18 protein-coding genes, 5 tRNA genes and 2 rRNA genes are annotated in these 26056 nt (G+C 33.7%); 23 read left to right on the top strand and 2 right to left on the bottom strand.

The genetic code is table 11. The features are described from left to right. From ACODH8_RS13335 to ACODH8_RS13435, 21 genes are all read left to right on the top strand, one after another. Positions 1-111: ribosomal RNA gene (locus ACODH8_RS13335) — 23S ribosomal RNA — on the top strand; the annotation flags it as partial. Positions 112-200: 89 nt separating this feature from the next. Beyond that, positions 201-316: ribosomal RNA gene (gene rrf, locus ACODH8_RS13340) — 5S ribosomal RNA — on the top strand. A 15-nt stretch (positions 317-331) separates the two neighbouring features. After that, a tRNA-Val gene (locus tag ACODH8_RS13345) sits at positions 332-404 on the top strand. A 10-nt stretch (positions 405-414) separates the two neighbouring features. After that, positions 415-487: transfer RNA gene (locus ACODH8_RS13350), tRNA-Lys, on the top strand. Between the two features lie 14 nt (positions 488-501). Next, a tRNA-Thr gene (locus ACODH8_RS13355) sits at positions 502-574 on the top strand. A 9-nt stretch (positions 575-583) separates the two neighbouring features. After that, a tRNA-Gly gene (locus ACODH8_RS13360) sits at positions 584-655 on the top strand. A 12-nt stretch (positions 656-667) separates the two neighbouring features. After that, a tRNA-Leu gene (locus ACODH8_RS13365) sits at positions 668-753 on the top strand. A 156-nt stretch (positions 754-909) separates the two neighbouring features. Next, entirely contained in the window at positions 910-1377 is a 468-nt protein-coding gene (locus ACODH8_RS13370; RefSeq protein WP_332467085.1) for a CtsR family transcriptional regulator, read from the top strand. 5 nt (positions 1378-1382) lie between these two features. After that, positions 1383-3848: an ATP-dependent Clp protease ATP-binding subunit gene (locus tag ACODH8_RS13375; protein WP_332467086.1), complete on the top strand. Its 2466-nt coding sequence runs from the start codon at positions 1383-1385 to the stop codon at positions 3846-3848. Positions 3849-4037: 189 nt separating this feature from the next. After that, positions 4038-4958 carry a peptidase U32 family protein gene (locus tag ACODH8_RS13380; RefSeq protein ID WP_332467087.1) on the top strand — a complete coding sequence of 307 codons (921 nt, stop codon included), beginning with the start codon at positions 4038-4040 and terminating at the stop codon, positions 4956-4958. Positions 4959-4971: 13 nt separating this feature from the next. Then, entirely contained in the window at positions 4972-6210 is a 1239-nt protein-coding gene (locus ACODH8_RS13385) for a U32 family peptidase (RefSeq protein ID WP_332467088.1), read from the top strand. 11 nt (positions 6211-6221) lie between these two features. After that, the gene (gene gor, locus ACODH8_RS13390; protein ID WP_332467089.1) at positions 6222-7568 is read left to right on the top strand and encodes a glutathione-disulfide reductase; all 1347 of its coding nucleotides are present in this window, start codon (positions 6222-6224) and stop codon (positions 7566-7568) included. 111 nt (positions 7569-7679) lie between these two features. Further along, positions 7680-9089: a cytochrome ubiquinol oxidase subunit I gene (locus tag ACODH8_RS13395; RefSeq protein WP_332467090.1), complete on the top strand. Its 1410-nt coding sequence runs from the start codon at positions 7680-7682 to the stop codon at positions 9087-9089. 1 nt (position 9090) lies between these two features. Continuing rightward, the gene (cydB, locus tag ACODH8_RS13400) at positions 9091-10107 is read left to right on the top strand and encodes a cytochrome d ubiquinol oxidase subunit II (RefSeq protein ID WP_332467091.1); all 1017 of its coding nucleotides are present in this window, start codon (positions 9091-9093) and stop codon (positions 10105-10107) included. 23 nt (positions 10108-10130) lie between these two features. Further along, positions 10131-11855: a thiol reductant ABC exporter subunit CydD gene (gene cydD / locus ACODH8_RS13405; RefSeq protein WP_332467092.1), complete on the top strand. Its 1725-nt coding sequence runs from the start codon at positions 10131-10133 to the stop codon at positions 11853-11855. A 1-nt stretch (position 11856) separates the two neighbouring features. After that, on the top strand, positions 11857-13605 hold the full coding sequence (gene cydC / locus ACODH8_RS13410; RefSeq protein WP_332467093.1) for a thiol reductant ABC exporter subunit CydC: 1749 nt from the start codon (positions 11857-11859) through the stop codon (positions 13603-13605). A gap of 304 nt (positions 13606-13909) precedes the next feature. Continuing rightward, the gene (locus tag ACODH8_RS13415; protein ID WP_420517767.1) at positions 13910-18580 is read left to right on the top strand and encodes a hypothetical protein; all 4671 of its coding nucleotides are present in this window, start codon (positions 13910-13912) and stop codon (positions 18578-18580) included. A gap of 95 nt (positions 18581-18675) precedes the next feature. After that, positions 18676-19233 (top strand): hypothetical protein, encoded by a 558-nt coding sequence (locus ACODH8_RS13420; protein ID WP_332467095.1) that lies wholly within the window; start codon positions 18676-18678, stop codon positions 19231-19233. Positions 19234-19340: 107 nt separating this feature from the next. Beyond that, positions 19341-19958 (top strand): hypothetical protein, encoded by a 618-nt coding sequence (locus ACODH8_RS13425; protein WP_332467096.1) that lies wholly within the window; start codon positions 19341-19343, stop codon positions 19956-19958. A gap of 55 nt (positions 19959-20013) precedes the next feature. Beyond that, positions 20014-20367: an LPXTG cell wall anchor domain-containing protein gene (locus ACODH8_RS13430; protein ID WP_332467097.1), complete on the top strand. Its 354-nt coding sequence runs from the start codon at positions 20014-20016 to the stop codon at positions 20365-20367. Between the two features lie 164 nt (positions 20368-20531). After that, the gene (locus tag ACODH8_RS13435) at positions 20532-22787 is read left to right on the top strand and encodes a hypothetical protein (RefSeq protein ID WP_420517768.1); all 2256 of its coding nucleotides are present in this window, start codon (positions 20532-20534) and stop codon (positions 22785-22787) included. A gap of 41 nt (positions 22788-22828) precedes the next feature. On the opposite strand, the gene ACODH8_RS13440 is transcribed toward ACODH8_RS13435, so the two are convergent. Beyond that, on the bottom strand, positions 22829-24007 hold the full coding sequence (locus ACODH8_RS13440) for a cation:proton antiporter (RefSeq protein WP_332467099.1): 1179 nt from the start codon (positions 24005-24007) through the stop codon (positions 22829-22831). 158 nt (positions 24008-24165) lie between these two features. Then, a complete protein-coding gene (locus tag ACODH8_RS13445; RefSeq protein ID WP_332467100.1) occupies positions 24166-25134 on the bottom strand; it encodes a rhodanese-related sulfurtransferase in 969 nt (322 codons plus the stop codon). A gap of 184 nt (positions 25135-25318) precedes the next feature. Between ACODH8_RS13445 and ACODH8_RS13450 the strand changes: the two genes are divergently transcribed. Beyond that, on the top strand, positions 25319-25747 hold the full coding sequence (locus ACODH8_RS13450; protein WP_332467101.1) for a NusG domain II-containing protein: 429 nt from the start codon (positions 25319-25321) through the stop codon (positions 25745-25747). 14 nt (positions 25748-25761) lie between these two features. After that, positions 25762-25953 carry a hypothetical protein gene (locus ACODH8_RS13455; RefSeq protein WP_420517769.1) on the top strand — a complete coding sequence of 64 codons (192 nt, stop codon included), beginning with the start codon at positions 25762-25764 and terminating at the stop codon, positions 25951-25953. Positions 25954-26056 lie beyond the last annotated feature (103 nt).

Here is a 26056-nt window from a genome sequence, read left to right on the forward strand (position 1 = left end):
ATTTCTTTAAGAAAGTAAGACCCCTGAAAGATGATCAGGTAGATAGGCTAGAAGTGGAAGTGCAGTGATGTACGGAGCGGACTAGTACTAATCGGTCGAGGACTTAACCAAAGAAAAACCGGTGAAAGAAAATAATGTAGTCTAACTAAAAACATCCAGTTTTGAGTGGATAATCACTCAATTAAATAAACGCACGCAAGTGTGGTGACGATGGCAAGAAGGATACACCTGTTCCCATGCCGAACACAGAAGTTAAGCTTCTTAGCGCCGATGGTAGTGAAGGGTTTCCCTTTGTGAGAGTAGGACGTCGCCATGCTTTTTGCGTTAAACCGGAGGTTTAGCTCAGCTGGGAGAGCACCTGCCTTACAAGCAGGGGGTCAGCGGTTCGATCCCGTTAACCTCCATTTAAATGACGACTCGTTAGCTCAGTTGGTAGAGCATCTGACTTTTAATCAGAGGGTCACTGGTTCGAGCCCAGTACGGGTCATTTGAAATAAACGCGCCGGCTTAGCTCAGTTGGTAGAGCATCTGATTTGTAATCAGAGGGTCGAGGGTTCAAGTCCTTTAGCCGGCACTTCTTTAAGCGGAAGTAGTTCAGTGGTAGAACATCACCTTGCCAAGGTGGGGGTCGCGGGTTCGAACCCCGTCTTCCGCTTTTTAAGTTCCAGCCGGGGTGGCGGAACTGGCAGACGCACAGGACTTAAAATCCTGCGGAGAGTTTTCTCCGTACCGGTTCGATTCCGGTCCTCGGCATATGATTAAACAGTAAAAAAATGACTTAGAACATAAAAGTTCTGAGTCATTTTTTATTTTCTTATTATTTTAGGCGTATTGATGTATTATTTTGTGATACTTTTGTATAATTAAGGTCAGAGATAGTCAATCATAAATGAAAAGGTGGTGTTCTTAATGGACAATCGTAATATGTCAGATTTGATTGAATCTTATTTAAAAGAAATATTGGAACGAAATCAAGAAATTGAAATTCGTCGTTCTGAAATGGCTGATTTATTTGAATGTGTGCCTTCTCAGATTAATTATGTTATTAAAACACGATTTACAGTTCCACAAGGTTACAAAGTGGAAAGTAAACGTGGTGGTGGAGGTTATATTAGAATCGTTAAAATTAATTTAATGGAAAATAGTAGCTATTTACTTCATCTTGCAAAATCAATTGAAGAGTCACTAACTGAAAGTGATGCTTTTGCGATTTTGGAACAGTTATTTATGAATGAATTTATTGATTTAAGAGAATTGAAACTAATAAAAACTTTATTGGGAAATAAAAGCATTATGAGTATTTCAGATAATAATCGTTTACGTGCTCATATGATGTTAGAGCTTTTAGAACGATTGACGTATGAAGAGAAGGAGTGACTTGAATGAGTGAATTATTTACAGGTAGATCAAAAAATGCGTTGGAGCTTGCTCAAAAACACGCTAAATATTTTCAGCAGGATGCAGTTGGTTCTGAACACTTATTATTAGGATTGCTTGAAGAATCTAGAGGTATTGCTGGTAAAGTTTTACGCAGCTTAGACATTGAAGAGCAACAAGTAATTGAAGAAATAGAGCATATGATTGAATATGGTAAGCGTAAATCGAAAGTAGATGAATTATTACCTTATTCTCCAAGAACGAAAGAAATTTTAAATAATGCGTCTATTGAGGCTAAGAGAGTTCATGCACCAAGCATTGGAACTGAACATTTGTTATTAGCTTTAATCAGAGACGAAGAAGTATTGGGTGCTAGAATTTTAACGAATTTAGACCTGAGTTTATCAAAAATTAAAAATCTAGTGTATAAAAAGATTGGTATATTAGATTCAAACAATAAGCAGGCTCAGAGAAAACAGGGGAGCCAACAAGCCAAAGGACAAGAAGAAGGAACGCCGACTTTAGACTCTTTAGCACGTGATTTAACACAATTAGCAAAAGAAAAAAAATTAGATCCATTACTTGGAAGAGAAAAAGAAGTACAGAGACTTATTCAAGTATTGAGCCGTAGAACTAAAAATAATCCTGTATTAGTTGGCGAACCAGGTGTGGGGAAAACAGCTATTGCTGAAGGATTAGCTCAACGTATTATTAATGGTTTAGTTCCGAAAGAAATGCTTGGTAAACGACTAATGATGTTAGATATGGGAGCCGTTGTAGCAGGAACTAAATACCGTGGTGAATTTGAGGATAGATTAAAAAAAGTTGTTGATGAAATTTATCGTGATGGCAATGTTATTTTGTTCATTGATGAGTTACATACATTGATTGGAGCAGGTGGAGCGGAAGGTGCAATTGATGCCTCAAATATTTTAAAACCAGCGCTTGCTCGTGGTGAACTTCAAACAATAGGTGCTACAACTTTAGATGAGTATCAAAAATACATTGAAAAAGATTCTGCTTTAGAGCGACGTTTTGCGAAGATTCAAGTAGATGAGCCAACTCCAGAAGAAGCTGAAGCTATCTTACTTGGTTTACGTGGACGCTATGAAGAATATCATAAAGTAAAAATCACAGATGAAGCAGTTAATGCGGCTGTAAACCTATCTACTCGTTATATTAGTGATCGTCAATTGCCAGACAAAGCGATTGATTTAATTGATGAGTCTGCTGCTCGTGCAAGACTTGAAATGGCAAATAAACCATCTCCATTAGTCTTACAGCAAAACAAATTAGATGATTTGATTTTAGATAAAGAAGCTGCAATTTTAGCACAAGATTTTGAAAAGGCTGCTGATTTACGTAAAAAAGAACAACGAGCTGTTAAGCGCTTAGAAACACTTAGAATGAAAGAGCAAGAATTGGAAGGCGTTTATCAAACAGAAGTAAGTGAAACAGCTATTATATCTGTAGTTGCTCAGTGGACAGGGATTCCATTAGATCAACTAGAGAAAAAAGAAACTGAACGTTTACTTGAGCTTGAAAAAGTATTACATAAACGTGTAGTTGGACAAGACGAAGCGGTTAAAGCAATCTCTAAAGCCATTAGACGTTCTCGTAGTGGTTTAAGTGATCCTAATCGTCCAATTGGTTCATTTATGTTTTTAGGACCAACAGGAGTCGGAAAAACCGAATTAGCGAAAACATTAGCTGCGACTATGTTTGGTTCAGAAGAAGCATTGATTCGAATTGATATGTCAGAGTTTATGGAAAAACATAGCACAAGTCGTTTAGTTGGTTCTCCTCCAGGATATGTTGGTTATGATGAAGGCGGACAATTAACTGAAAGAATCCGTCAGAAACCTTATTCTGTTATTTTGTTAGATGAGGTGGAAAAGGCTCATCCAGATGTCTTTAACATTTTACTTCAAGTGTTAGATGATGGTCACTTAACAGATTCTAAAGGACGCAAAGTTAACTTTAAAAACACGATTCTAATTATGACATCTAATATTGGTGCGACAGCATTAAGAGACGAGAAGACAGTTGGATTTGCAGCAAAAGACGCATCAAAAAATTACGATGCCATGAAATCTCGTGTCTTGGAAGAACTTAAGAAACGTTTTAGACCAGAGTTTTTAAACCGTGTGGACGAAATGTTAGTATTCCATCCATTATCAAAAACAGAGTTAAATAGTATTGTGAAGATTATGAGTCAATCTATTGTAGAGCGATTAAAGAATCAAGCAATTGATTTGAAATTAACACCAGCAGCTATTGAAGTCGTGAGTAAAGCTGGATTTGACCCAGAGTACGGAGCAAGACCGATTAGACGTGCTTTACAAAAAGAAGTAGAAGACCGTTTAAGTGATATGTTGTTGTTAGGTGAAATAACACCTAATAGTAAAGTGGTTGTAGGAGCTGCTAAGGGAGAAATCCAAGTTAAAGTGACTCCTAGCACAAAAAAATAAGTAGTAATATCACAAACTATATTTAATTCAATTAATATTTAAGAGAAGACTAGCTATTAATGGCTAGTCTTTCTTTATTTATAAGCATGATGTTATTTAACTTACTATTATTAAACTTGTGATGTTATTGTCAATCTTATTGAGCTGTGGTAGGATAACCTTGATTAGAAAATGAAGGAGAAGCTTAAAATGATTGAAATAACAACGACAGTAGAGTCGATAACACAAGCTAAAGCATTATTAGAATTAGATATAGACTGTTTGTATTTTGGCGATAGCCAATTTGGCTTACGTCTACCAAAGCATTTTACTAGAGAAGAAATAAAGGAATTAGTACAATTAGCTCATGAGAAAGGGAAAAAAGCTCGTATTGCAGTGAATGCGATTATGCATCCTGAAAAAATGACTTTAATACCTGAGTATCTTGATTTTTTAGAGTCCATTCAAGTGGATGAAATCGTCGTTGGTGATCCGGGAGTTATTCATGTTTTACGTAGAGATAATTATGCCTTACCTTTTATTTATGATGCAGCTACAATGGTCACGAGTTCACGCCAAATCAATTTTTGGGGTGACCGTGGAGCAGTAGGAGCAGTCTTAGCACGAGAAATACCTTATGAAGAATTAAAAGTATTAGCTGATAATTTAACTATTTTTGGAGAGATGTTAGTTTATGGGGCAACTTGTATCCATCAATCTAAACGTCCTTTAGTTCAAAACTATTTAAATTTTACAAAATTAGATGAGAAAACAAGTAAGAGCCGAAATCTCTTTATTTCAGAACCTAAGGAAACAGAAACTCATTATTCAATATATGAAGATGAACATGGGACTCATATATTTGCAACAAATGATGTGAACTTATGTATGGAATTAGAGGAACTTAACAAAATTGGTTTAACACATTGGAAATTAGATGGGATTTATACACCAGGAGATTCTTATGTGACGATTGTTTCTTATTTTATTAAAGCGAAAGAATTAATTGAATCAGGTAATTGGAATGAAGAAGAAGCGACTAAATTAAATGATTTAGTAAAAGCAGCTCATCCCAAAACACGTGAACTAGACACAGGATTTTATTATTTAAATCCAGATGATATTAGGTAAGGAGTAAAAGAATATGACTAAAACTAAATTAAAACGACCCGAGGTGCTAGCACCTGCTGGAACTTTAGAAAAACTAAAAGTAGCTATTACTTATGGAGCAGATGCTGTCTACATTGGCGGAAACGCGTACGGACTTAGAAGTCGAGCTGGTAACTTTTCTTATGAAGAAATGGCAGAAGGCGTGGCTTTTGCGAAAGAACATGATGCTAAAGTTTATGTAGCGGCTAATATGGTAACTCATGAGTTTGACGCTAAAGGAGCAGGAGAATTTTTCAGAGAGCTAAGAGATGTGGGAATTAGTGCGGTAATCGTATCTGACCCAGCTTTAATTGAAATCTGTATTACAGAAGCACCTGGTTTACCCGTGCATCTATCAACACAATCTTCAGCAACTAACTTTGAAACTTTAGAGTTTTGGAAAAATGAAGGTTTGGAGCGTGTTGTATTAGGTCGAGAAGTTTCAATGGATGAAGTTAAAACGATTCGTGAGAATACAGATGTAGAGATTGAAGCTTTTATTCATGGAGCGATGTGTATTTCTTATTCTGGTCGTTGTACTTTATCTAATCATATGTCTCATCGTGATGCTAACCGTGGTGGTTGTTCACAATCTTGTCGTTGGAAATATGATTTGTTTGATATGCCTTTTGGTGAAGAACGTCGTAGTTTGACTGATAAAGGTGAAGTAGAAGAACCATTTTCAATGAGTGCTGTTGACATGTCGATGATTGAGCATATTCCTGATTTAGTTCAGAATGGTGTGGATAGTCTAAAGATTGAGGGACGAATGAAGTCAATTCATTATGTGTCTACTGTATCTAATGTTTACAAAAAAGCAGTGGATAGCTATATGGAAGACCCGGAAAATTATGTCTGTAAACAGGAGTGGATTGATGAATTATGGAAAGTAGCTCAACGAGAGTTATCGACTGGATTTTATTACCACACACCAACAGAAGAAGAACAACTATTTGGTAAAAGAAGAAAAATTCCTGTGTTTAAATTTATCGGAGAAGTACTTAGCTATGATGAAGCAACAAAAATAGCAACTATCAGACAACGTAATCATTTTAGATTAAATGATGAAATTGAATTTTATGGACCAGGATTTACTCATAGTCATCAAACCATTACAAAAATGTGGAATGAAGAAGATGAAGAGATTGAAAAGGCTCCAAATGCTATGATGATTGTTAAAATGCCAGTTGAGTCACCCGTTAAACCAGGAGATATGATAAGAAAAAGAAAATAAGGGTGGAAATTATGGAACAATTTGATTATATCGTTATTGGTGGAGGTAGTGGTGGTATCGCCTCTGCCAATCGTGCTGGGATGCATGGCGCTAAAGTATTATTAATTGAAGGAAATCATATTGGTGGAACTTGTGTCAATGTGGGATGTGTTCCTAAAAAAGTGATGTGGTCAGCTTCAGAGATGAGAACGACTATGTTAAAACAAGCAAAAGAATATGGCTTTGATGTAACAATTGATGATTTTGATTTTTCTCGTTTGGTGGAAAATCGTGAGACTTATATTGAGCGTCTACATGGTTTGTATATGAAAGGTTTGGCCGGAAATGGCGTAACAGTTGTTAATGGTTACGGGACTTTTGTTGATAGTCAAACAGTTGAAGTTAATGGTACTTCTTATACTGCCCCTCATATTTTAATAGCAACAGGTGGAAAAACAGTTCGTCCTGATATTCCAGGAAGTGAATACGGCATTGATTCAGATGGCTTTTTTGCTTTAACTGAACAACCAAAATCAGTAGTAGTTGTAGGAGCCGGATACATTGCAGTTGAAATTGCAGGTGTTTTACATGGTCTGGGTACTGAAACCCATCTAGCTTTTAGAAAAGAAACCTTCTTACGTGAATTTGATGAGTTAGTCATTGAAGGATTGATGACAAGTTACAAAAATCAAGGAATCAATCTTCATTCACATTCTGTACCAAAAGAAGTGAAACAAGTAGCTGAAGGATATGAACTCGTATTTGAAAATGGTACTTCGATTGTTGCAGAAGAAATTATTTGGGCAATTGGTAGAACACCTAACTCTCGTCATATTCAATTAGAAAAAGCTGGAGTTGAAGTAAACCAATGGGGAGCTATCCAAGTGGATAAATTCCAGAAGACATCGACACCAGGTATCTATGCTGTAGGAGATGTCATTGATAAAGTTAACTTAACGCCAGTGGCAATCGCAGCTGGAAGAAGATTATCAGAACGCTTATTTAATAACAAAACTAATGCCCATTTAGACTATAATACTATTCCAACAGTTGTCTTTTCTCATCCAACTATTGGAACAGTTGGTTTAACTGAAAAAGAAGCACGAGACAATTTTATGAACGATAACATTAAAATTTATACATCAACATTTAATCCTATGCAATATGCAATAACAGATTATAAAGAAAAGTGTTATATGAAATTAGTTTGTGTGGGAGAAAATGAAAAAATTGTGGGACTTCATGGTGTTGGAGTCGGTGTTGATGAAATGCTCCAAGGCTTTGCTGTAGCAATAAAGATGGGCGCTACGAAGGAAGATTTTGACAATACAGTAGCGATTCATCCAACTGGAGCAGAAGAATTTGTGACCATGAGATAACAGATAAGAATTGTTATTATTTAATAAGACTTTCAAATTTACTTTGAAAGTCTTATTTGTATGGGGTATAATTGATTGTGATTAAATTATAAAAAGGGGAGGATATAAATCATGGATTTATTGACGCTGGCAAGAACGCAGTTTGGTATGACAACCGTTTTCCACTTCTTCTTTGTACCTTTATCAATTGGTATGGCATTTGCTATAGCTATCTTAGAAACAATGTATGTTGTTAAAAAAGATAAAATTTATAAAGATATGGCGAAGTTTTGGGGAAATATTTTCCTACTTAGTTTTGCAGTAGGAGCAGTTACTGGTATTATTCAAGAATTTCAATTCGGTATGAACTGGTCAGAATATTCACGATTCATGGGAGACATTTTTGGTGCACCACTAGCTGTGGAAGCCTTATTAGCCTTCTTCATGGAATCAACCTTTATTGGTTTGTGGATTTTTGGATGGGACAAATTTAGTAAAGGACTACATTTAGCATTCATTTGGTTAGTATCAATCGGTACAATGTTATCAGCTTTATGGATACTATCAGCTAATGCCTTTATGCAAAATCCTGTAGCCTTCAACATTAACGAAGCTTCAGGAAGAGCTGAATTAACAAGTTTCTTCGGCTTATTACAAAACCATCAATTATGGTTACAATTACCTCACGTATTATTCGGAGCAATTTTAACAGGTGGATTTGTGATTGCAGGCTGTTCAGCTTGGAAATTATTACGTAAAGAAGATACGGAATTCTTTAAAAAATCAATGCGTTTTGGATTGATTATTGGACTAATTGGTTCAGTTTTAACAATGGGAGCAGGTCATGCACAGATGAATGCTGTAGCAGCTGATCACCCAATGAAATTTGCTGCAATGGAAGGTATCTATGATGATACTGAAGGCAGTAAAGCACCTTGGACAATTGTTGCAGGGATTGATACTGAGAACAAAGATGTTAAATGGCATATCTCAGTTCCAGCTATGTTAAGTATCTTAGGTGGACAAGATAGCTATCAAGGAATGAACTCAGTTAATGACGATCTTCATAAAGAGCATGACGCTCAATTTGGAGAAGATATGGACTATTACTTACCCGTTAAAACATTATTCTGGTCATTTAGATTTATGGCTGGTTTTGGTACATTAATGGCGTTAATGGCTATTGTAGGATTATGGTTGTTACGTAAAGATTCAATTATGAATATGAAATGGTTACTGTGGCTATTCACAGCTGGGATTGCTTTCCCATTCATTTCAAACTCAACAGGTTGGATTATTACAGAGATGGGACGTGCACCTTGGACAGTTTACGGATTATTCACGATTGCAGATAGTGTCTCTCCTGGAGTAACAACAGGTTCATTATTATTTAGTAATATTGTTTACTTCTGTTTATTCCTATTCTTAGGAATGGTTATGGTAGTTTACTCAAAACGTTACCTGAAAAAAGGTCCTTACTATGTAAGTCCTTCAGAAGCACGTAAAGAAGCTATTGATCCTTTTGCAAAGGAGGCCTTCTAAGATGAGTACTTTACAACTTTTATGGTTCTTAATCATTGGAGTTCTTTTCACAGGTTTCTTCTTTTTAGAAGGATTTGACTTTGGTGTAGGGATGGCAATGAAAACATTGGCACGTAACAAACGTGAACGTGACCAAGTAATTAATACAATTGGACCGATTTGGGAAACCAACCAAGTATGGTTAATTACAGCTGGGGGAGCAATGTTTGCTTCATTCCCAGAATGGTATGCTTCATTATTTAGTGGTTTTTATAACATTTTAATCTTAGTTTTAGTGGGATTAATTATCCGTGGGGTTTCATTTAAATTTAGATCAAGTTCTGAAACAGCTCGTGAACGTAATCTATGGGAATGGACACTATGTATTGGTAGTTTCTTAACAGCTTTCTTCTTAGGAATGATGTTTGTGGACTTAGTGCGTGGTATGCCATTAGATGAAACTAAAAACGTAATGAACGCAACATTTACTGATTATGTTAATATTTATTCTATTGTAGGTGGAGTTGCGGTAACGTTAATTTCTTACTTACATGGTTTAAACTACTTACGTCTAAAAACTGACGGAAAAATTAGAGAGCGTGCAAACGCTCAAGCTAAAAAACTTTACCCAGTATTGTTTGTTGGTTTAGTTGCATTTGCCGTATTATCATTTATTGATACAGATTTCTTTAAAGAAAGAATGGTTTCTTCATTAATTATCTTAGTAGCAATTGTTTTATTTGCTGTAATGGCAGCTTATGGAACTTACAAAGATAAAGAAGGATTTTCATTTATTTCAACTGGTTTAATCTTTGTTGGCTTAGTAGCCTTCTTATTTAACGGATTATTCCCTCGAGTAATGATTGCTCAAGATTCAGCATTCCATTTATTAATTGAAAATGCATCAAGTACACCTTACACATTAAAAGTAATGACAATCGTTACTGTTTGTTTATTACCAGTTGTTTTATTCTATGTTTCATGGACATACAAACAATTTAGTAAACGTGTTTCAATTGATGTTTTAGACAATTACTAAATCATAAAGGAGACGTACCTAGTTTGATTGATAAGAATTTATTTCGAATTGAAAAAATTAGGCCAGTCTTAATAGGGCTTGCAGGACTAGGTGTCCTGCAAGCCTTATTGATTATTGGCCAAGCTTATTTTTTATCTTTTGCTATTAGTGAACTATGGGGTGGTGAGCCACTATCAGCTCAATACACTCGTATGGGTGCTTTTTTTATTTGTTTTATGTTACGCCAAGTTTTAATCTTTTTTAGAGATCGTTATTTAGATAATTATGCTTATGAACAATCTCAAATTGTCCGCAAGCAGTTATTAGATAAAGTCTTTCGTTTAGGACCTAACTTTGTCCAAAAAGAAGGAACTGGAAATATGGTAACAATGGCCATTGAAGGTGTCTCTCAAATTGAAAATTATTTGACTTTAATCTTACCTAAAATCACGAATATGATGATTGTTCCATGGGTGATTTTTTTATTTGTGTTAACTCAAGATATTCGTTCAGGAATTATTTTGTTACTTGTTTTTCCTATTATTATTATTTTTATGGTGATTTTAGGATATGCCGCTAAAGCCAAAGCTGATCGTCAGTATGAAGGCTATCAATTATTAAGTAATCACTTTTTAGATTCTTTAAGAGGACTTCAAACTTTGAACTTTTTAGGTTTGAGTAAAAAATATGAAAAAAATGTGTACGGCATCAGTGAAGATTATCGTAAAGCCACGATGAGTACCTTAAAAATAGCGATATTATCAACATTCGCTTTAGATTTCTTTACCACTTTATCAGTAGCTATTGTGGCTGTCTTTTTAGGTTTTAAATTGATGAATGGTCATATGTTACTGTTTCCAGCGTTAACAACTCTAGTCTTAGCACCTGATTTCTTTTTACCTTTAAGAGATTTCTCAAGTGATTATCATGCTACTTTAGATGGTGGTAATACCTTAAAATCTATTTTTGCTATCTTAGATAAAAAAGAATTCTCTGAAAGTAAGCCAGTTGTTTTAAATACTTGGAGTAAAGAAGATAAGTTAACTATTGAGAATCTATCTCTTATGTATGACGAAGCAGCGTCAGAAAACACCTTAGAGAATATTAATTTTAATTGGCAAGGTTACGGAAAAATTGGTGTTGTCGGTTTATCAGGTTCAGGAAAATCAACTTTAATTAAATTACTAGGTGGCTTTTTAGAAGCTAAGGAAGAAAGTATTCAGATTAATGAAGAAGCTTTCAGTCATTTAAGAGTTGATAGTTGGCAAGACCAATTGCTCTACGTTCCTCAAGATCCTTATATTTTCCATGCATCGATTAAAGAAAATATTAGTTTTTACCAACCAGATGTAGATGAAACTAGTATATTATTAGCTGTTGAAAAATCAGGTCTTTTAGAAGTCGTTCAAGAGTTACCAGAAGGTTTAGAAACAATTATCGGAGATGGCGGTCATAGCTTAAGTGGCGGACAATTACAACGAGTTGCTATTGCAAGAGCCTTCTTAGACCAAGGTCGTCAAATTCTATTATTTGATGAACCAACAGCTCATTTGGACGTAGAGACAGAAGCAGAGTTAAAAGCCACTATGTTACCATTATTTGATAATCATTTAGTATTTTTTGCGACACATAGACTTCATTGGATGAAAGAGATGGATTACATCATTGTCATGGAAAATGGTTCTATTGTTGAGCAAGGGACTTATCAAGAGTTAAGAGAAAACAATGGGGCCTACAATCGTTTTGTAGAGCAACTGAAAGGAGAGTAATATGGAAAAGAAACATGTATTACTTTCAAAAGAAGATCACTGGGTACGCCCATTTTTTAAGAAATATAAATGGTTGTTAGCTTTAGTTTTATTTTTAGGTTTTTTAACTTTCTTTGCAGCGTCAGCTTTGATGTTTACATCAGGTTTGTTAATTAGTAAGTCAGCAGCAAAACCTGAAAATATTTTAATGGTTTATGTGCCTATTGTTTTAACACGTGGTTTTGGTATCGCAAGACCCAGCTTACGCTATGCTGAACGTTTAGGTAGTCATAACTGGGTATTAAAGATGACATCAGATATTCGGTTGAAATTGTATCAATCAATGGAGTCTCGTGCTGAAAAATCAAAAGAAGATTATCAGACGGGAAGTCTACTAGGAATTTTAGCAGAAGATGTGGATCATATTCAAAATCTGTATTTAAGAACTATTTTCCCAGCAATCGTGGCTATTTTAATCTATGTCTTTATCGTAATTGCTTTAGGAATTTTTTCAATTCCGTTAGCTTTAGCTATGTTACTTTTAATCGGTGTGATTTTAATTGTGTTACCTTTAACATCAGTCTTAGTCAATAATGCGCGAGTGTATCGTCAAAAAGCAAAAAGACATGTTCTTTATAATGATTTAACGGATGCTGTTTTAGGTGTTGGTGATTGGCAGTACAGCGGTCGTTACCAAGAATTTTTAAATGGCTATGATGAATCAGAAGCCAAAGTTCGAGTGGAAGATAAAGCTATGAAACAGTACTCACGAAGAGATGGCCTAATCAAACAATTTTTCTTTGGCTTAATTGTGATTGTCTTAATCCTTTGGTCAGGGACTTACTTTGGTGAAATTGGTGGACAAGAAGCACGTAACTGGATTGCAGCTTTTGTGTTAGCATTCTTCCCGTTAATTGATGCGTTTGCTCCTGTAACCGATTCTCTTAAAGAATTACCGCTTTATGAAGATACGGTTCAAAGGTTGTCTACTTTACCAGATATGTCGAAAGAGCAGGTAGTAGAAAAAGAGCTAACTATAGCTAATAGTCAAATTGAATTTAAAGCGGTGGATTTTAGTTATGGTAATGAACAAAAACAATTATTGAAATCTCTAAATTTAGTGATTCCAGAAGGAGAAGTTTTAGCTGTTTTAGGAAAAAGTGGCGTTGGTAAAACGACTTTATCAAAACTTCTTAGAGGTGATTTGGAACCTAATTCAGGAGAGATTTTAATTGGTGATGTGAAGAGTATTGAGCTAGGAAGACAAAAATCAGAAGTGATAGGTGTCTTGAATCAACAACCGCATATTTTTAATACGACTATTCGTAATAATATCCGTTTAGGTAACATTAATGCAACGGATGAAGCTGTTGAAGCAGCTGCAATTCAAGCAGGATTGGGGCCAGTGATTCAAAAATTACCACAAGGACTAGATACTATAGTAGAAGAAAGTGGTAAACGATTCTCTGGTGGAGAGCAACAACGGATAGCCTTAGCACGTATTTTGCTACAAGATGTGCCGATTATTATTATTGATGAACCAACTATTGGATTAGATCCTTTAACCGAAAAACAATTATTAACAACCGTTTTTGAGGTATTAAAAGGCAAAACAGTTTTATGGATAACTCACCATTTAGTTGGTACTCGCTATGCAGATCGTATTATCTTCTTAGAAGATGGCGAAATTAGTATGGAAGGTAGTCCTAAAGAACTACTAGCTAATAATGCTAAGTTTAAAGAGTTATATGAATTAGATTTATATGAATAAGCCAAAAGACTTTCTTATTTTTTTATAAGAAGGTCTTTTTTTATTTTTAATGACAGCTGTTGTGTGATAAATTAATAAACGTGCCTTAAAAAGTATAAATGAACAAGTTTAATAGTTAAATGAAACATATGTATAGATAACATGGTATATTATACATGTAAATAGACGGAATAACCTCATATAATAATTTTGTAAAAATAATAAATGAAAATGTCGGTTCAAATGACAAATAACAAAAAAAATAAAAAGAAAATTTAGATATACTTTATGTATCAAGTAAAACAAAGAAAGGCAGGTGAAACCAATGAAGAATAAAAAAATAACGATTATAGCTTTAATGATTATTCTAGTTTCACAATTTAGCGTTGGGATCACAGTCCTTGCGACAACTGAGACTAGCTTTTTAGAAAACTCAACACATGAGATTATTACTGAGGAAACACTAGAAGAAAATGAAACTAAATTTATACCTGAATCAGGTGAATCAGAAAATAAAGATGTAGTAATTGGCCCAAGTGAATTTGTTGCTACACCGAGAGGATCAACAATAACTGCAACTAGTCCAGTGATATGGGTTCCATTGGGTGCAGATGAAGATGTTTTTAATACAGCGTATTTGAATGAAGGCATTATAAAAATAGATGGAAAAACTGCCAATCCTGGAGAATTCATGATGCACACAGCATTCGGTGGAGACACAGATGCAATTGATGCTTCGCATGATGTAGAAAGATGGTACATAAGTTCAGTAGTTGATAAAGCTAATAGTGAAAATCGAGTAAGTATTGATAATAAATATAAACTAAATTATGGGAATAGTATTGTTTTTGAATCAGAGGGAAGAATTGCAGGAGCTTTTACTCATAATGTGAAAACCTACCCAGTAATAGAAAATTATTACGATGTAGAAATTTCAGCTAATAGTGGTATTGGGAGCCGAAATGATGTTATAAATAGTAGTTATGGAGATAAGGAATATTATAAAATAGAAGCTTTTTCTTTTTTAGGTAATTTTGAAAATCCAAATAAATCAGTTGTGGCAAAAGGGAATGATAAAAAGGGCGACGTTTTAAACAGATGGAAAAACTTACGGGTAAATGAAGGTAGCATAATTAGAACATGGAGCGCTGAACCTGCTAATAATAAGTTTTATGTTTCGAACAAGGCTAACACTCAAAAGCTAAGTTATGCCAATAAAGATGGTTATGCTTATTATAAAGTGACTAAAGAGGGATTAGAACCGTTCACAACAATGCCGTTAAAAGTAGTTCCACAAACTATTACAACACGAACGACGGATGAACAATTAGACAATATGTTAGATGATTTATTTGAAGAAATACCAGATGGTGTAGAAGTAGACAAATTTATAGAATATCCAAAAAGAAATAAAGAAGGAAAAAGTAGTGGGAAAGTTCAGGTAACAGAAACATCAAGTTACACTCAAAATAAAGAAGTGAAACAAATTTACGAAATCCCTTTTACTGTCATTGAAGTACCCCTAGAAGTTGAGATGAAAGAGGATATCTCTATTTTATTAGGTGAAAAAGAAGAGAATATCGATGTATACGATTTTATTGAATCAGTATTTTACGAAGGCGAAGAACTAGATAGAGATGAATATACAGCTGAGTTTGTTGCTGTTCCAAATACATTCTATATAGGTGTAGATGATGTGATTGAAATTGAAGTAACTCTAAATGAAGATACTGATATTTCAGGAGTATTTCCAGCGAAAGCTGATATACTATGGGGAAATACGATTGTTAGTAGATCAGAGAGTAGCGCTAACAGTGAAATGATGACTTCAATCAGTTTATTGGAAGATAATAAAAATCCGTATCTTAAAATGACTTACGGTACAGGTAATAATAATAGAGTTCGTTCTGGAAATGATATACAAATTTATCGTAAGAATGCAGATTCGATTCTTTTTTCAGAAAGAGAAGATCTCTCATGGTCTTATCAATTTGATGCAATTAAAACTTGGCAACCTAAACTAGATACAATTGATTTTGAGTACGGAGATGTATTAAAACAAAATGTGTTTGATAGGTTTTCTGAATCATTTAAAGGAATGAATACTTATGTTTCAAGAGACGAAGAACTAGTAAGAGAAACAGAAGGGTATGAAGATGCCTATTACGAATTAACTAAAGACGGTTATCGTTTATTACAACTTAATCAATTAGGCATTAAAAATAATGCATTAACTTTCGAATATGGTGCAAGTCAAGAAGAGATTAATGAACAAGCTGGATCAGCTGTTATAATTCCTGCGCATATTAAAGATACTGATAAGTTTAGATATGAGTTAGATGTAGACACAACTAAACTAGGTAAAAACAAAGGTAAAATCAATATTTATGAAAAATTAGACACAAAAGATGCTGGTGAGTTCATGATTTCTAAAGATGTTGACTATGTTGTAGAACAAAATGTAGTTGTTAAATTAAAAGAAAACACAATTCCAGTAGGAACACCTAGTAAGGACATTAAAGTAAGTGATTATATTGAAAGTGTAACTGATGGTGGAAAAGAGTTAGGTCCTAAAGATTACACAGCAACAATTGAAAATTCGATTAATACTAATTTAGTAAGTAGTCAAGATACAAAAATCAAAGTGAAGATTGGCAATAATGAAGTCTCTAAAACAACTAAAACTAATGTCATTTGGGGGCATACAATTGGATCAAGTAAGGATGGGTCAGAAAAAGAAAAAACCGATGTATCGATTAGTATGTTACATGATTTAGAAAATCCATATTTAATAGCAAATGAAGGTATTGGTTTTGGAAAAAATGCTAGTTCACTTAGTTATATCAATGTTTACCGTAGTTCAACAGATAAAAGTAATGAAGTGTTTTATTCACGTCATTACTATCCAAAAGGTAACCCAGAAGAAACAATGGATTTATTAAATAACGGTGGTAAATGGTGGAATGGTAATACAGAATTAGTTGGATTTAAAGATACTGAGTTTAAATATGGTGATGTATTGACGTATGAAACAAGACAATATGGTGACCCGGAAATTCAAGAAAAAAGTATCAGAACATTTGCAGTAAGAGATGAAAAATTAGTTAAAGAATCAGAAGGCTATGATAAAGCATTTTATGAAATGACTAAAGATGGATTTCGTTTAATGACTTTAAATCAAATTGTGGAAGATAATCAATCCTTAGCATTAGATTTAACAACTGGAGATACACAAGACACTATTGATAAGCAAGTAGCTGAAAAAATTGATTTAAAAGGAAAAGATAAAAATAATTTTAGATTTGTAGCTGAAGATATTGATACTAAAACAAGTGGTAAAAAGACAGGGAATATCCAAATTTATGAAAAATTAGCTACAAGTGGAGAGTTTATGACATTATTACCTATTTCTTATGAAGTAGAACAAGGTTATAGTATTGAACTTAAAGAGAATATAATTCCTGTAGGAACACCAATTGAGTCAATTAATCCTAATAATTATATAAAAAGTGTATCGGATGGAACTAAAGAATTGGATCCTAAAGACTATACTGTGACAATTGAAAACACCTTTAATACAATGAAAGTTAGCAATCAAGAAACAAAAATTAAAGTAGTGGTAGAAGGTAACAATTTAGTGGGAAATACGACTACTAAAATTTTATGGGGAAATACAATTGCTAGTAAATCAACAAGTGGATCGAATATCTCAACATCGATTAGTTTGCTAGAAAATAACTCAAAACCTTATTTAGTAGCTAATGAAGGTACAGGTTTTTCAAGAAATCCAATAACAATTGACCCTACAATTTCAGCTTATCGTGGCGATATAAAAAAACAATTGTTTGTAGATGGAACAAGTGCAGGCGTTGATAAAACACCAAGAGAAAATATGGAAAAATGGAATAAAATGTTAGAAAGGACAGATTTAGAGTATGGTGATGTTTTTGGATTTACAATGTTGGAAGAAAATGGAACTAATTCTAATGGTAAAAGAACATGGGCAGTAAGGGATGAACAATTAGTTTTAGAAACTGAAGGATATGAAGATGCATACTACGAAATGACCAAAAATGGTTTCAGACTAATGAATTTCAATCAATTAGAAGTTAATTCAAAAATGCCGGTTGTTTCTATTAATACAACTATTGAAGAAATGAATAAAACAGCTAAAGAGGCTATGACTATTCCAAAGCATATCACAAATACAAATGATTACCGTTTTGAATATGCTTCTGTAGATACAAAAACAAGTGGTATTAAAACAACACAAATGAATGTTTATGAAAAATTAAGCACAGGTGGCGAATTTAAAACAACGTATGAAGTTAAGTATCAAGTGAATCCGCAATTAACTGAAACGTATTTTGATGTTGCAGGTAAAAAAATCAAAGAACCTAAGATGAGCAATTTTAATTTTGGAACAAGTTATACTCCGACTCCAGAGAACTATATTACAGTTGGGGATGAGGTTTATTCTTATGCAGGTTGGTTAGCAGCAGGGAAAAAACCTGGAAAAGACAAACCAAATACTAGTAAAGTACCAAGCTTTACAAAGGAAGATACTATTCAGTATATTTATGAAAAAGCAGACAACTTAATTAATATGACTATTCCAACAGAACTATTGTTTGGAACAGACGGTAATAGTAAAAATATTACTTCTAAAAATTATGGTATTAAAAATAATTCAGACAATGTATCAACAGAAGTGAGTTTATCTGAATTTAAAAAAGAAAAATCAGATGTTAAATTATTAACTAGTAAAGATAAAGATCCAAGTAAGACGCAACAATCAGCTAGATTAAATGTGACATCAAATGGTACTGAAGTGATTAAGAGTTTGACAGAAAGTACCAAAGATCAAACGATAACAACCTTAGCTCCTGGTCAAGATACATCGATTGGGTTAACAGGTACTTATTTTGGTAATTTAAATGAAAGTACAATTGTTCATTACCAAATGCAGTTTAAGTTTAAAGTTATTCCTAATTAAATTGTCTGACAAACGGACAAAAAAGTAATATTAGAAAATTTATTTTCTTATATACTTAATGTATCAAGTAAATGATTTAAAAAGGGGTAGAAAGAATGACTAAACGTAAGGTAAAGAAAAGTAATAGCAGTAAACAACAAACAGGATTAACTAAAAAGAAAAAGCAGATTATTGCAGCTATCGTATTATTATTGTTACTAGTAGGTGGTGGTATTGCCTATAAAGTAATGAACAAACCATCAAATCAGATTATGGGTGGAAACTTCTTACCAGAAGGAAAAGACGCTAAACAAATGTCTAAAGAAGAATTAGCCAAAGCTGCTCAAAAAGCTGTAGATGAATCTGAGTTTACTTTAAGTATTTTACCAGAAGCGAGTTTCCCTGATGGTAAAAGTAAAGGGAACATTTATATTAAGAATGAAGCTAATAATGCTTTTCCGATTTCAGTAGAAGTCGTTGAAAATAAAAGTGGTGATGTTATTTATGAATCAGGTGCCATTGAGCCAGGATTTGAAGTAACAGAAGGCACATTAAGTAAAGATTTACCAAAAGGTAAGTATGAATGTACTGCCAAAGTATCAATTTATGATCCAAAGACCAAAGAATTTAAAGGCCAAACAGCCGCTGAAATGGAGGTTGAAGTGAAGAATTGATAGTTTGTCAAAAAAGGAAATACCGAGAGTTTCAAAAGTTATAAACCAAAGATTTACCCATAAAAGAAAAACAAAAAAATAAAAAGAAAAGAAAGAAGGAAATAAGCATGATGAACAAAAAATTAGTAGGTACAGCTTTAGTAGGATTAATGACAATAGGATTTGCAGGCCAAGTATTAGCAGATCAGGTAAATGATCCAAAGGGAACAAGTAACGTAAAAGGATCAAATAGCGGTAAAATGGAAGTACGTGGAAACTTAGGTGAAATTGATAACGAAAATCCAGAAACTCCAATCGAAGAAGGAAGCGATGAATGGATTAACGTAACCTTCCCAACGTCTACAATTTTTGGTCAAGGTGAGCAAAACAAAATTACATCTCCAAAATATACAATTACTAATAATTCAGGACGTCACGTTAATGTTACAGTTTCAGATTATATTATTGATGCGGCTAAGAGTGATGCAGGAGCAGTAGCAGCATTAAAAGAGTTGAACATTGAAGAGCCAGCAGGAGAAAAAATGAAAGTTAATCTTGCTACAGAAGGTGTTTCTTCGGTAGATCCAGGAGCTAATAGTTTAGGAAAAATCAATACAAAAGATACATTGAATTTCTCTTTCACAGGTGAAGTCGGAGATACAACTGGTTTAGGTGATAAAGCGTTCGTTGAATCTCATGTTGTGTTTACATTCAAAGCACTTGCTAAAGAAGGTAATGAAAAATAATTAGTAATAATAAGTAACAAACTTGTTGATTATTAAGATTACGAGGTTGTCATCTATGAAAAAAATAAAGAAGCACCTTCAATTACTAATGTGCCTATCGATTTTTATGATAGTAACGACAACGGCAAATGCTAGTAGTGATGAAACAACCATTAATGGTGAAAATACCGGAAACATGACTGTCATTGGTGATTTAAGACCTAAGAGCAGTGAGCCGGAAGAAGAAATTGAAGAAGAAAAGCCAGAAAAAAAAGAAGAAATAAAAGTTACCATCCCGTCTTCATCCAATGATACTAACGATTATTTACCTAAAACAGGAACAGAAGCAGATTTCTTATTTGTGTTTATTGGGTTGTCATTAATTGGTGGAGCAGTAATTGTTATTAACAGAAATCGAGAAACTAACTAGTTTAATCTAGTTAGTTTTTTTATTACCTTAATTAATCAATTTGTTGGGACTATTCTATTGTTTATGTTCAAAACATCTTTACAGAACTTGCTTAAAAAGGTACTATTAGTATGATTAGGCTAAATATTTTTAGATAAGGAAAAGTTGAAAGGGGGCAACGGTTTATGTTGTCAGAAAAACTAAACATAGACGTTCAAATACATCAAGAAGAAGTAAAAAAACCAAATCATTCAAGCATTGTCCTATTACCATTAAAATATAATAGTGGCATAGTACATCAATTAGAGTTAAGAGTAACTTATTCAGGTCTAGAGTTAACACCTAAGCAAATTGATAGCGCCTCACAAATTATCTTTAAAGAATGGCAATCTATCTTTCCTCTGTATGGTATTCAAAGAGCTTTTGCGGATATGATTGGCTCAAATGAAACAATTATTTATATTACGTTTGATGCAACGAATATCTTCTCTAATACTCAATTACGTAATATTAAGAGAACTATTACAGAATTACTTGAAGTTGAGTTAAATCAAGTATATAACCAAATTAAAGAAAAACAAGCAAAAAAAATGGCATCAGTAAGTCATGATACTTATGATTTCTCTGATAAATTTAATCAGTTAAAACATGAAAACAATGAACTGCAAATGATGTTGCAAAACGACATATTTGGAGATCAATCTCAATCTAATCGAGTAAATGATTTACGTAAAGAATTAACTCGTCAGCAAGATTCATTATCAAATTTTTCAGGCGCTAAACATAACAACGAAGAAATAAATGGATTATACAATCAAGTTCAAGAAACTTTGGAACATACTAGCCAAAAATTAAATCAAACACAACAAGATTTAATGGATAAACAAAGAGAAATCCAACGTTTACAAAGTCTAGTTATGGAAAACGAACGCTATATTAATGGTTTGCAATCGGACTATGATAAATTAGCAGAATCGAGCCATTTCCAATTGCAACATACTTTGGAAGAAAATGACGTGTTAAAACATGACTTAGATATGTATAAGCAAAATGAATTAAGTGATCAACAAGAAGTTCAACGTATTAAATCTGAATTAGGTCAATTGTTGTTAGAGACTGAAAATTCTCAAGAAGAACTACGTCAAAGATTACAGCGTACTCAATATGAAAATCAAGAGTTAAGAGCAGTTATTCAAGAGAACCAACAATTTGAAGAAAAAATTCATCAAGAATTATTAGAAACGACTAAAGAGTTATCAAGTGTAAAAGATGCCTTGCAACAATTAGAATTGGAAAAAGGAATGCTGAATCAAGAATGGACAACTCGCTACAATACTCTTTCGATGGAGAAAGAGGATTTAGCCTTGTCTTATAAAGCAAGTCTTGAAGTAGAAGCAGCTCGCAACACGGAATTAATTGATTTAAAATCTCAATTAATTGAGTTAGAACAACGACTACAAAAGAATGACTTAGATAAAAAACAAATTGAAACGAATTGGCAATCTCGTTTGTTAGCTGAAGAACGTGAAAAAGAACGTTTAGTTCAACAAATTACTAATGATAAAGAGCAGTTCTTAAATAATAAAGAACAAGAAATCAAACGATTATCAGATCGTTTGGCACAACAAAAACAATTGGTAGATAAATTAATGTCTAACCAATCAGACTCTCAATCTGTTTGGCAAGAAAATACAGAAGCTTTAGAAACAAACTATCAAGCATCTTTAAAAAGAATCAGTGAGTTAGAATTAGAAGTTTTATCATTGACGGAAAAAAACAAACTTTTATTAGCTCAATTAGCTGAAAAAGAACCTATGACGGATTTAGATATCACAGCTAGTTTGGTTCCTGTAACAGAAGTTGTAGCACCTGTTGAGGACATTATTGTTTCAGTGGAAGAACCAAAAGAAGATGAAAAAGTTGAAACAGTAAGTGAAGATACTTATTACGATGATGAAGAGTCAGATTATGATTATGATTATGATGACAGCGACTACGATTATCATGAAGTAGATGATTTAGTTAACTACAATCCTGAAACTATCGAAGAAGGTATCGATGAGTTACTAGATAACAAAGATGAAGAAGGAAAATCAAAAATAGCGAAAAAAGACTATGAAGTCTATGAGTTATACTTAGACCACCTTCCTGAATTATTAGAACAAGGCAAAGCCGAAGAGTTTTATAAATACGTTGAACCCAAAATGAAGAAATTCAAAAAGTTCAAGAGAGACTTTGAAGATGATGTAAAATCACCAAGTTTATTCTCACGTAAATATAAAATGGAAACAGGTTTAGCTAACCAAATGAAAGCTTATGTTTTAATGAGTCGTCATTTAAGTGTCTTATTAGATGTTGAAATCTCAGACGACGAGTATTATGATTATGACTACGGTTATGATTACGATTACGACTATGATTATGAATATGACGAAGATTAAAATAAAAAGATGTTGCTAATTCTAGCAACATCTTTTTATTTTTAAGCTAATTTTTTCTTTTCTGCTCTTTCAATAGCAAATTTAATTAGAAGAGGTGAGAATAGAGTTGTTAGAATAATAGCAACAACAATGGCTGAATAGTGACCTGCACTAACAAGTCCTAAACTTTCTCCCATCTTAACAATGATTAAAGCCATTTCACCACGAGATACCATTCCAGCTCCTACGATAAGTGATTGATCTTTATCTAAATGAGTTAAACGTCCACCCATGTAACCACCAATTAGTTTTGTTAAAGTAGCTAATACAGTGAAGACAATAATTAGAATGGCATACTCTTTAAATGCTGATAATTCAATATCTAATCCAATTGATACAAAGAAAACAGGGATAAATAATGAATAGCCTATAACTGAAGTATTATGCTCAATGGTATGTTTTGTTTCATGTTTAGAAAGAAGTAATCCGATAAAGAATGCCCCAATCACATCACTCATACCAACCTTTTGGGCAATAATAGCAAAAGCAAAACATAGTACTAAACCTAAAGCTGTTTCAACTTCAACAGCCACAATTTTTTTAGTTAAGCTAATGAGAGGATTTAAGATATATTTAGCAAATAAGAATAATCCTAAGAAGAATAAAATCTTAGTTCCTAGTAAGTCCCAAAGTAAACCGACACCGCCAACAGATGAACCGCTATCCATGTTTAAGAAGGCACTGAAAAGACTCACAATCAAAACAACAGCAATATCATCCACTACAGCAGCGCCTAAAGTTACAGAGCCTTCAGCTGTATCAAGTCGTTTGTATTCTTTTAACACTTGAACGGAGATACTAACAGAAGTGGCACTGAAGATAACGCCGATAAATAGGGCTTCTTTCCATGAAATATCAAAGAGATGGGCAGCTCCACTTAGAAAAATCATAGGTAAAACAATACCAAAAAGGGCAACCATAACAGATGGTTTCAGGTATTTTTTTAATTTGTCTAAATCACTTTCAAGTCCTGCTAAGAACATCAGTAGAATAACACCAATCTCAGCAAAAATCGAAATCATTTCTGTGTGTAAGACTAAGCCTAAAAGGGCTGGTCCTAAGATAACACCAGTTAGTAACTCACCAATAACGGCAGGAATCCCGATTCTCGAGCATAAGTGACCAGCTAGTTTAGTTCCAATAATAATTAAAATTAATGACAATAATAATTCCATTAACATATATTTACTTCACTCTCCTTTAAAATTTTCGCAAAAAAAGACGTAAGCTAAAAGGGCCTCTTCCCGCCCTGAAAGAGATCACCTTGAAGCTTACGCCCAACCTTGTACGATTTGATATATATTTATTGTGCCATATTTAAATAGCATTTTCAACTTTTTTATTGATTAACTAATGTTGTGAAGGTTTCGCCTAATGCTTCAACACGATTTTTCCACTCATCAACGGTTAAGTTATTTTCAACAACATAACGGTTACGTTCATGAATACGACACTCGTGAGAACAACCACGAACATATTTTGCTTCGTTTTCTTCAGAACATAAAATCTGTCGGTTACATTCAGGGTTAGCACAGTTAACGTAACGTTCTGATGGTGAACCATCAAACCAATCTTTCCCAACAACAACAGGGTTCACATGGTTAATTGGTACACTAATACGTTCGTCGAATACATACATTGCACCATCCCATAACTCACCTTGAACTTCAGGGTCACGACCGTAAGTTGCAATTCCACCATGTAATTGTCCAACATCTTTAAAGCCTTCACGGACTAACCAACCAGAGAATTTTTCACAACGAATGCCTCCAGTACAGTAAGTAACAACACGTTTATCCATAAATTGTTCTTTGTTGTCACGAATCCATTGAGGAAGTTCTCTAAATGAACGGATGTCAGGACGAACAGCACCTTTGAAATGACCTAAGTCGTACTCATAATCATTACGAGCATCAATGACTACAGTGTCTTCATCTAAGATAGCTTCTTTAAATTCTTTTGGAGAAAGATAGGCACCTGTTAATTCAAGAGGGTTAATATCGTCTTCTAAAGATAAAGAAACTAACTCTGGACGAGGACGAACGAACATTTTCTTGAATGCTTGTTCTTCTGAAGGGTCGATTTTAAAGAAGATATCCTTAAATCTTTCGTCAGCACGCATGTGAGCAATGTATTTTTCAGTGTCTTCTGTTAAACCTGATAAGGTACCGTTAATTCCTTCATTAGCAACTAAGATACGTCCTTTAAGGTTAATTGATTTACAAAAAGCTAAATGCTCAGCAGCAAAGCCTTCGGGGTCTTCTAAGGGAACATAGAAATAATATAATAATACTTGATATTTTGACACAGTCTTTTTCCTCCTACTAGTTTGTACCAAACTATTATAGTGTAATGGTGAGTAAAATAGCAACTTTAGTGCTTAATTCACAAGCTAGGCAATCGTTTGATTACAAAGAAGAGTTGACGTTATGTTAAAATAAAGTTATCTTACTAGAAGAGTCTGTCAATAAGTGAACAAAGGAGCCCTTTGAATGAAAATATGGGAAGAATTAAGAAAACAATGGCGCTTTATGGATGGGGTAGTAATTGTCTGTTTAGTCTTGTTATCTTTTACGCCATTAATTGTTTTTGGCATGAATCAAAAAGGAAATACTGATGAGAATGGCTTAATTGCGATTATAAAAATAGATGGTAAAGAAGTTGATCGTTTTGAATTAAATGACTCTACCAAACATTTTGAAAAAACTTATTATCCTGGTAAAAATAAATATAATATAATTGAGATGGAAGGCACTAGAATCAGAGTGAAAGAGGATAATAGTCCTGATCAAATTGCTGTAAGAACTGGCTGGATATCAAGGGCAGGTCAAACGAGCATTTGCCTCCCTCATAAACTGGTAGTAGAGTTAGTTGCAGCTAATCCGTCTGACGACGACGATGATATGATTATTTCTTATTAAAGGGAGGAAACCACATGATACGTAAAGTAACGGATAAAAAAGATATTGAAAAAGTGCACACATTAGGTAGCTATGCTTTTAATATGAACCATACCGAGGAGCAAAAACAAGCATATATTGAGAAAAATACTCATATTGATAATTATGTAGATGAAGTAGATGGAGAAGTCTTAAGTCAAATTGATAGCGTAAAATATTTTGTGTAAATAGAAATTTTAGGTAGATAAAAAGAAAGTCCATTCTGTAAAATTAAAGTTACCACAACCGAAATTTTATAGGAGGACTTTCTCATGACTAATTTTACTACAG

The organism is Vagococcus fluvialis (genome assembly GCF_048815235.1).
Taxonomy (GTDB): domain Bacteria; phylum Bacillota; class Bacilli; order Lactobacillales; family Vagococcaceae; genus Vagococcus.

What these genes read in the sequence shown, in the direction of transcription:
- cydC (WP_332467093.1), top strand. Translation starts at nt 11,857, where the DNA reads ATGGAAAAGAAACATGTATTACTTTCAAAAGAAGATCACTGGGTACGC.
- ACODH8_RS13425 (WP_332467096.1), top strand. Translation starts at nt 19,341, where the DNA reads ATGATGAACAAAAAATTAGTAGGTACAGCTTTAGTAGGATTAATGACA.
- ACODH8_RS13420 (WP_332467095.1), top strand. Translation starts at nt 18,676, where the DNA reads ATGACTAAACGTAAGGTAAAGAAAAGTAATAGCAGTAAACAACAAACA.
- ACODH8_RS13395 (WP_332467090.1), top strand. Translation starts at nt 7,680, where the DNA reads ATGGATTTATTGACGCTGGCAAGAACGCAGTTTGGTATGACAACCGTT.
- ACODH8_RS13450 (WP_332467101.1), top strand. Translation starts at nt 25,319, where the DNA reads ATGAAAATATGGGAAGAATTAAGAAAACAATGGCGCTTTATGGATGGG.
- ACODH8_RS13370 (WP_332467085.1), top strand. Translation starts at nt 910, where the DNA reads ATGGACAATCGTAATATGTCAGATTTGATTGAATCTTATTTAAAAGAA.
- ACODH8_RS13385 (WP_332467088.1), top strand. Translation starts at nt 4,972, where the DNA reads ATGACTAAAACTAAATTAAAACGACCCGAGGTGCTAGCACCTGCTGGA.
- ACODH8_RS13380 (WP_332467087.1), top strand. Translation starts at nt 4,038, where the DNA reads ATGATTGAAATAACAACGACAGTAGAGTCGATAACACAAGCTAAAGCA.
- gor (WP_332467089.1), top strand. Translation starts at nt 6,222, where the DNA reads ATGGAACAATTTGATTATATCGTTATTGGTGGAGGTAGTGGTGGTATC.
- ACODH8_RS13440 (WP_332467099.1), bottom strand. Translation starts at nt 24,007, where the DNA reads ATGTTAATGGAATTATTATTGTCATTAATTTTAATTATTATTGGAACT.
- ACODH8_RS13375 (WP_332467086.1), top strand. Translation starts at nt 1,383, where the DNA reads ATGAGTGAATTATTTACAGGTAGATCAAAAAATGCGTTGGAGCTTGCT.
- ACODH8_RS13430 (WP_332467097.1), top strand. Translation starts at nt 20,014, where the DNA reads ATGAAAAAAATAAAGAAGCACCTTCAATTACTAATGTGCCTATCGATT.
- ACODH8_RS13415 (WP_420517767.1), top strand. Translation starts at nt 13,910, where the DNA reads ATGAAGAATAAAAAAATAACGATTATAGCTTTAATGATTATTCTAGTT.
- ACODH8_RS13455 (WP_420517769.1), top strand. Translation starts at nt 25,762, where the DNA reads ATGATACGTAAAGTAACGGATAAAAAAGATATTGAAAAAGTGCACACA.
- ACODH8_RS13435 (WP_420517768.1), top strand. Translation starts at nt 20,532, where the DNA reads ATGTTGTCAGAAAAACTAAACATAGACGTTCAAATACATCAAGAAGAA.
- cydB (WP_332467091.1), top strand. Translation starts at nt 9,091, where the DNA reads ATGAGTACTTTACAACTTTTATGGTTCTTAATCATTGGAGTTCTTTTC.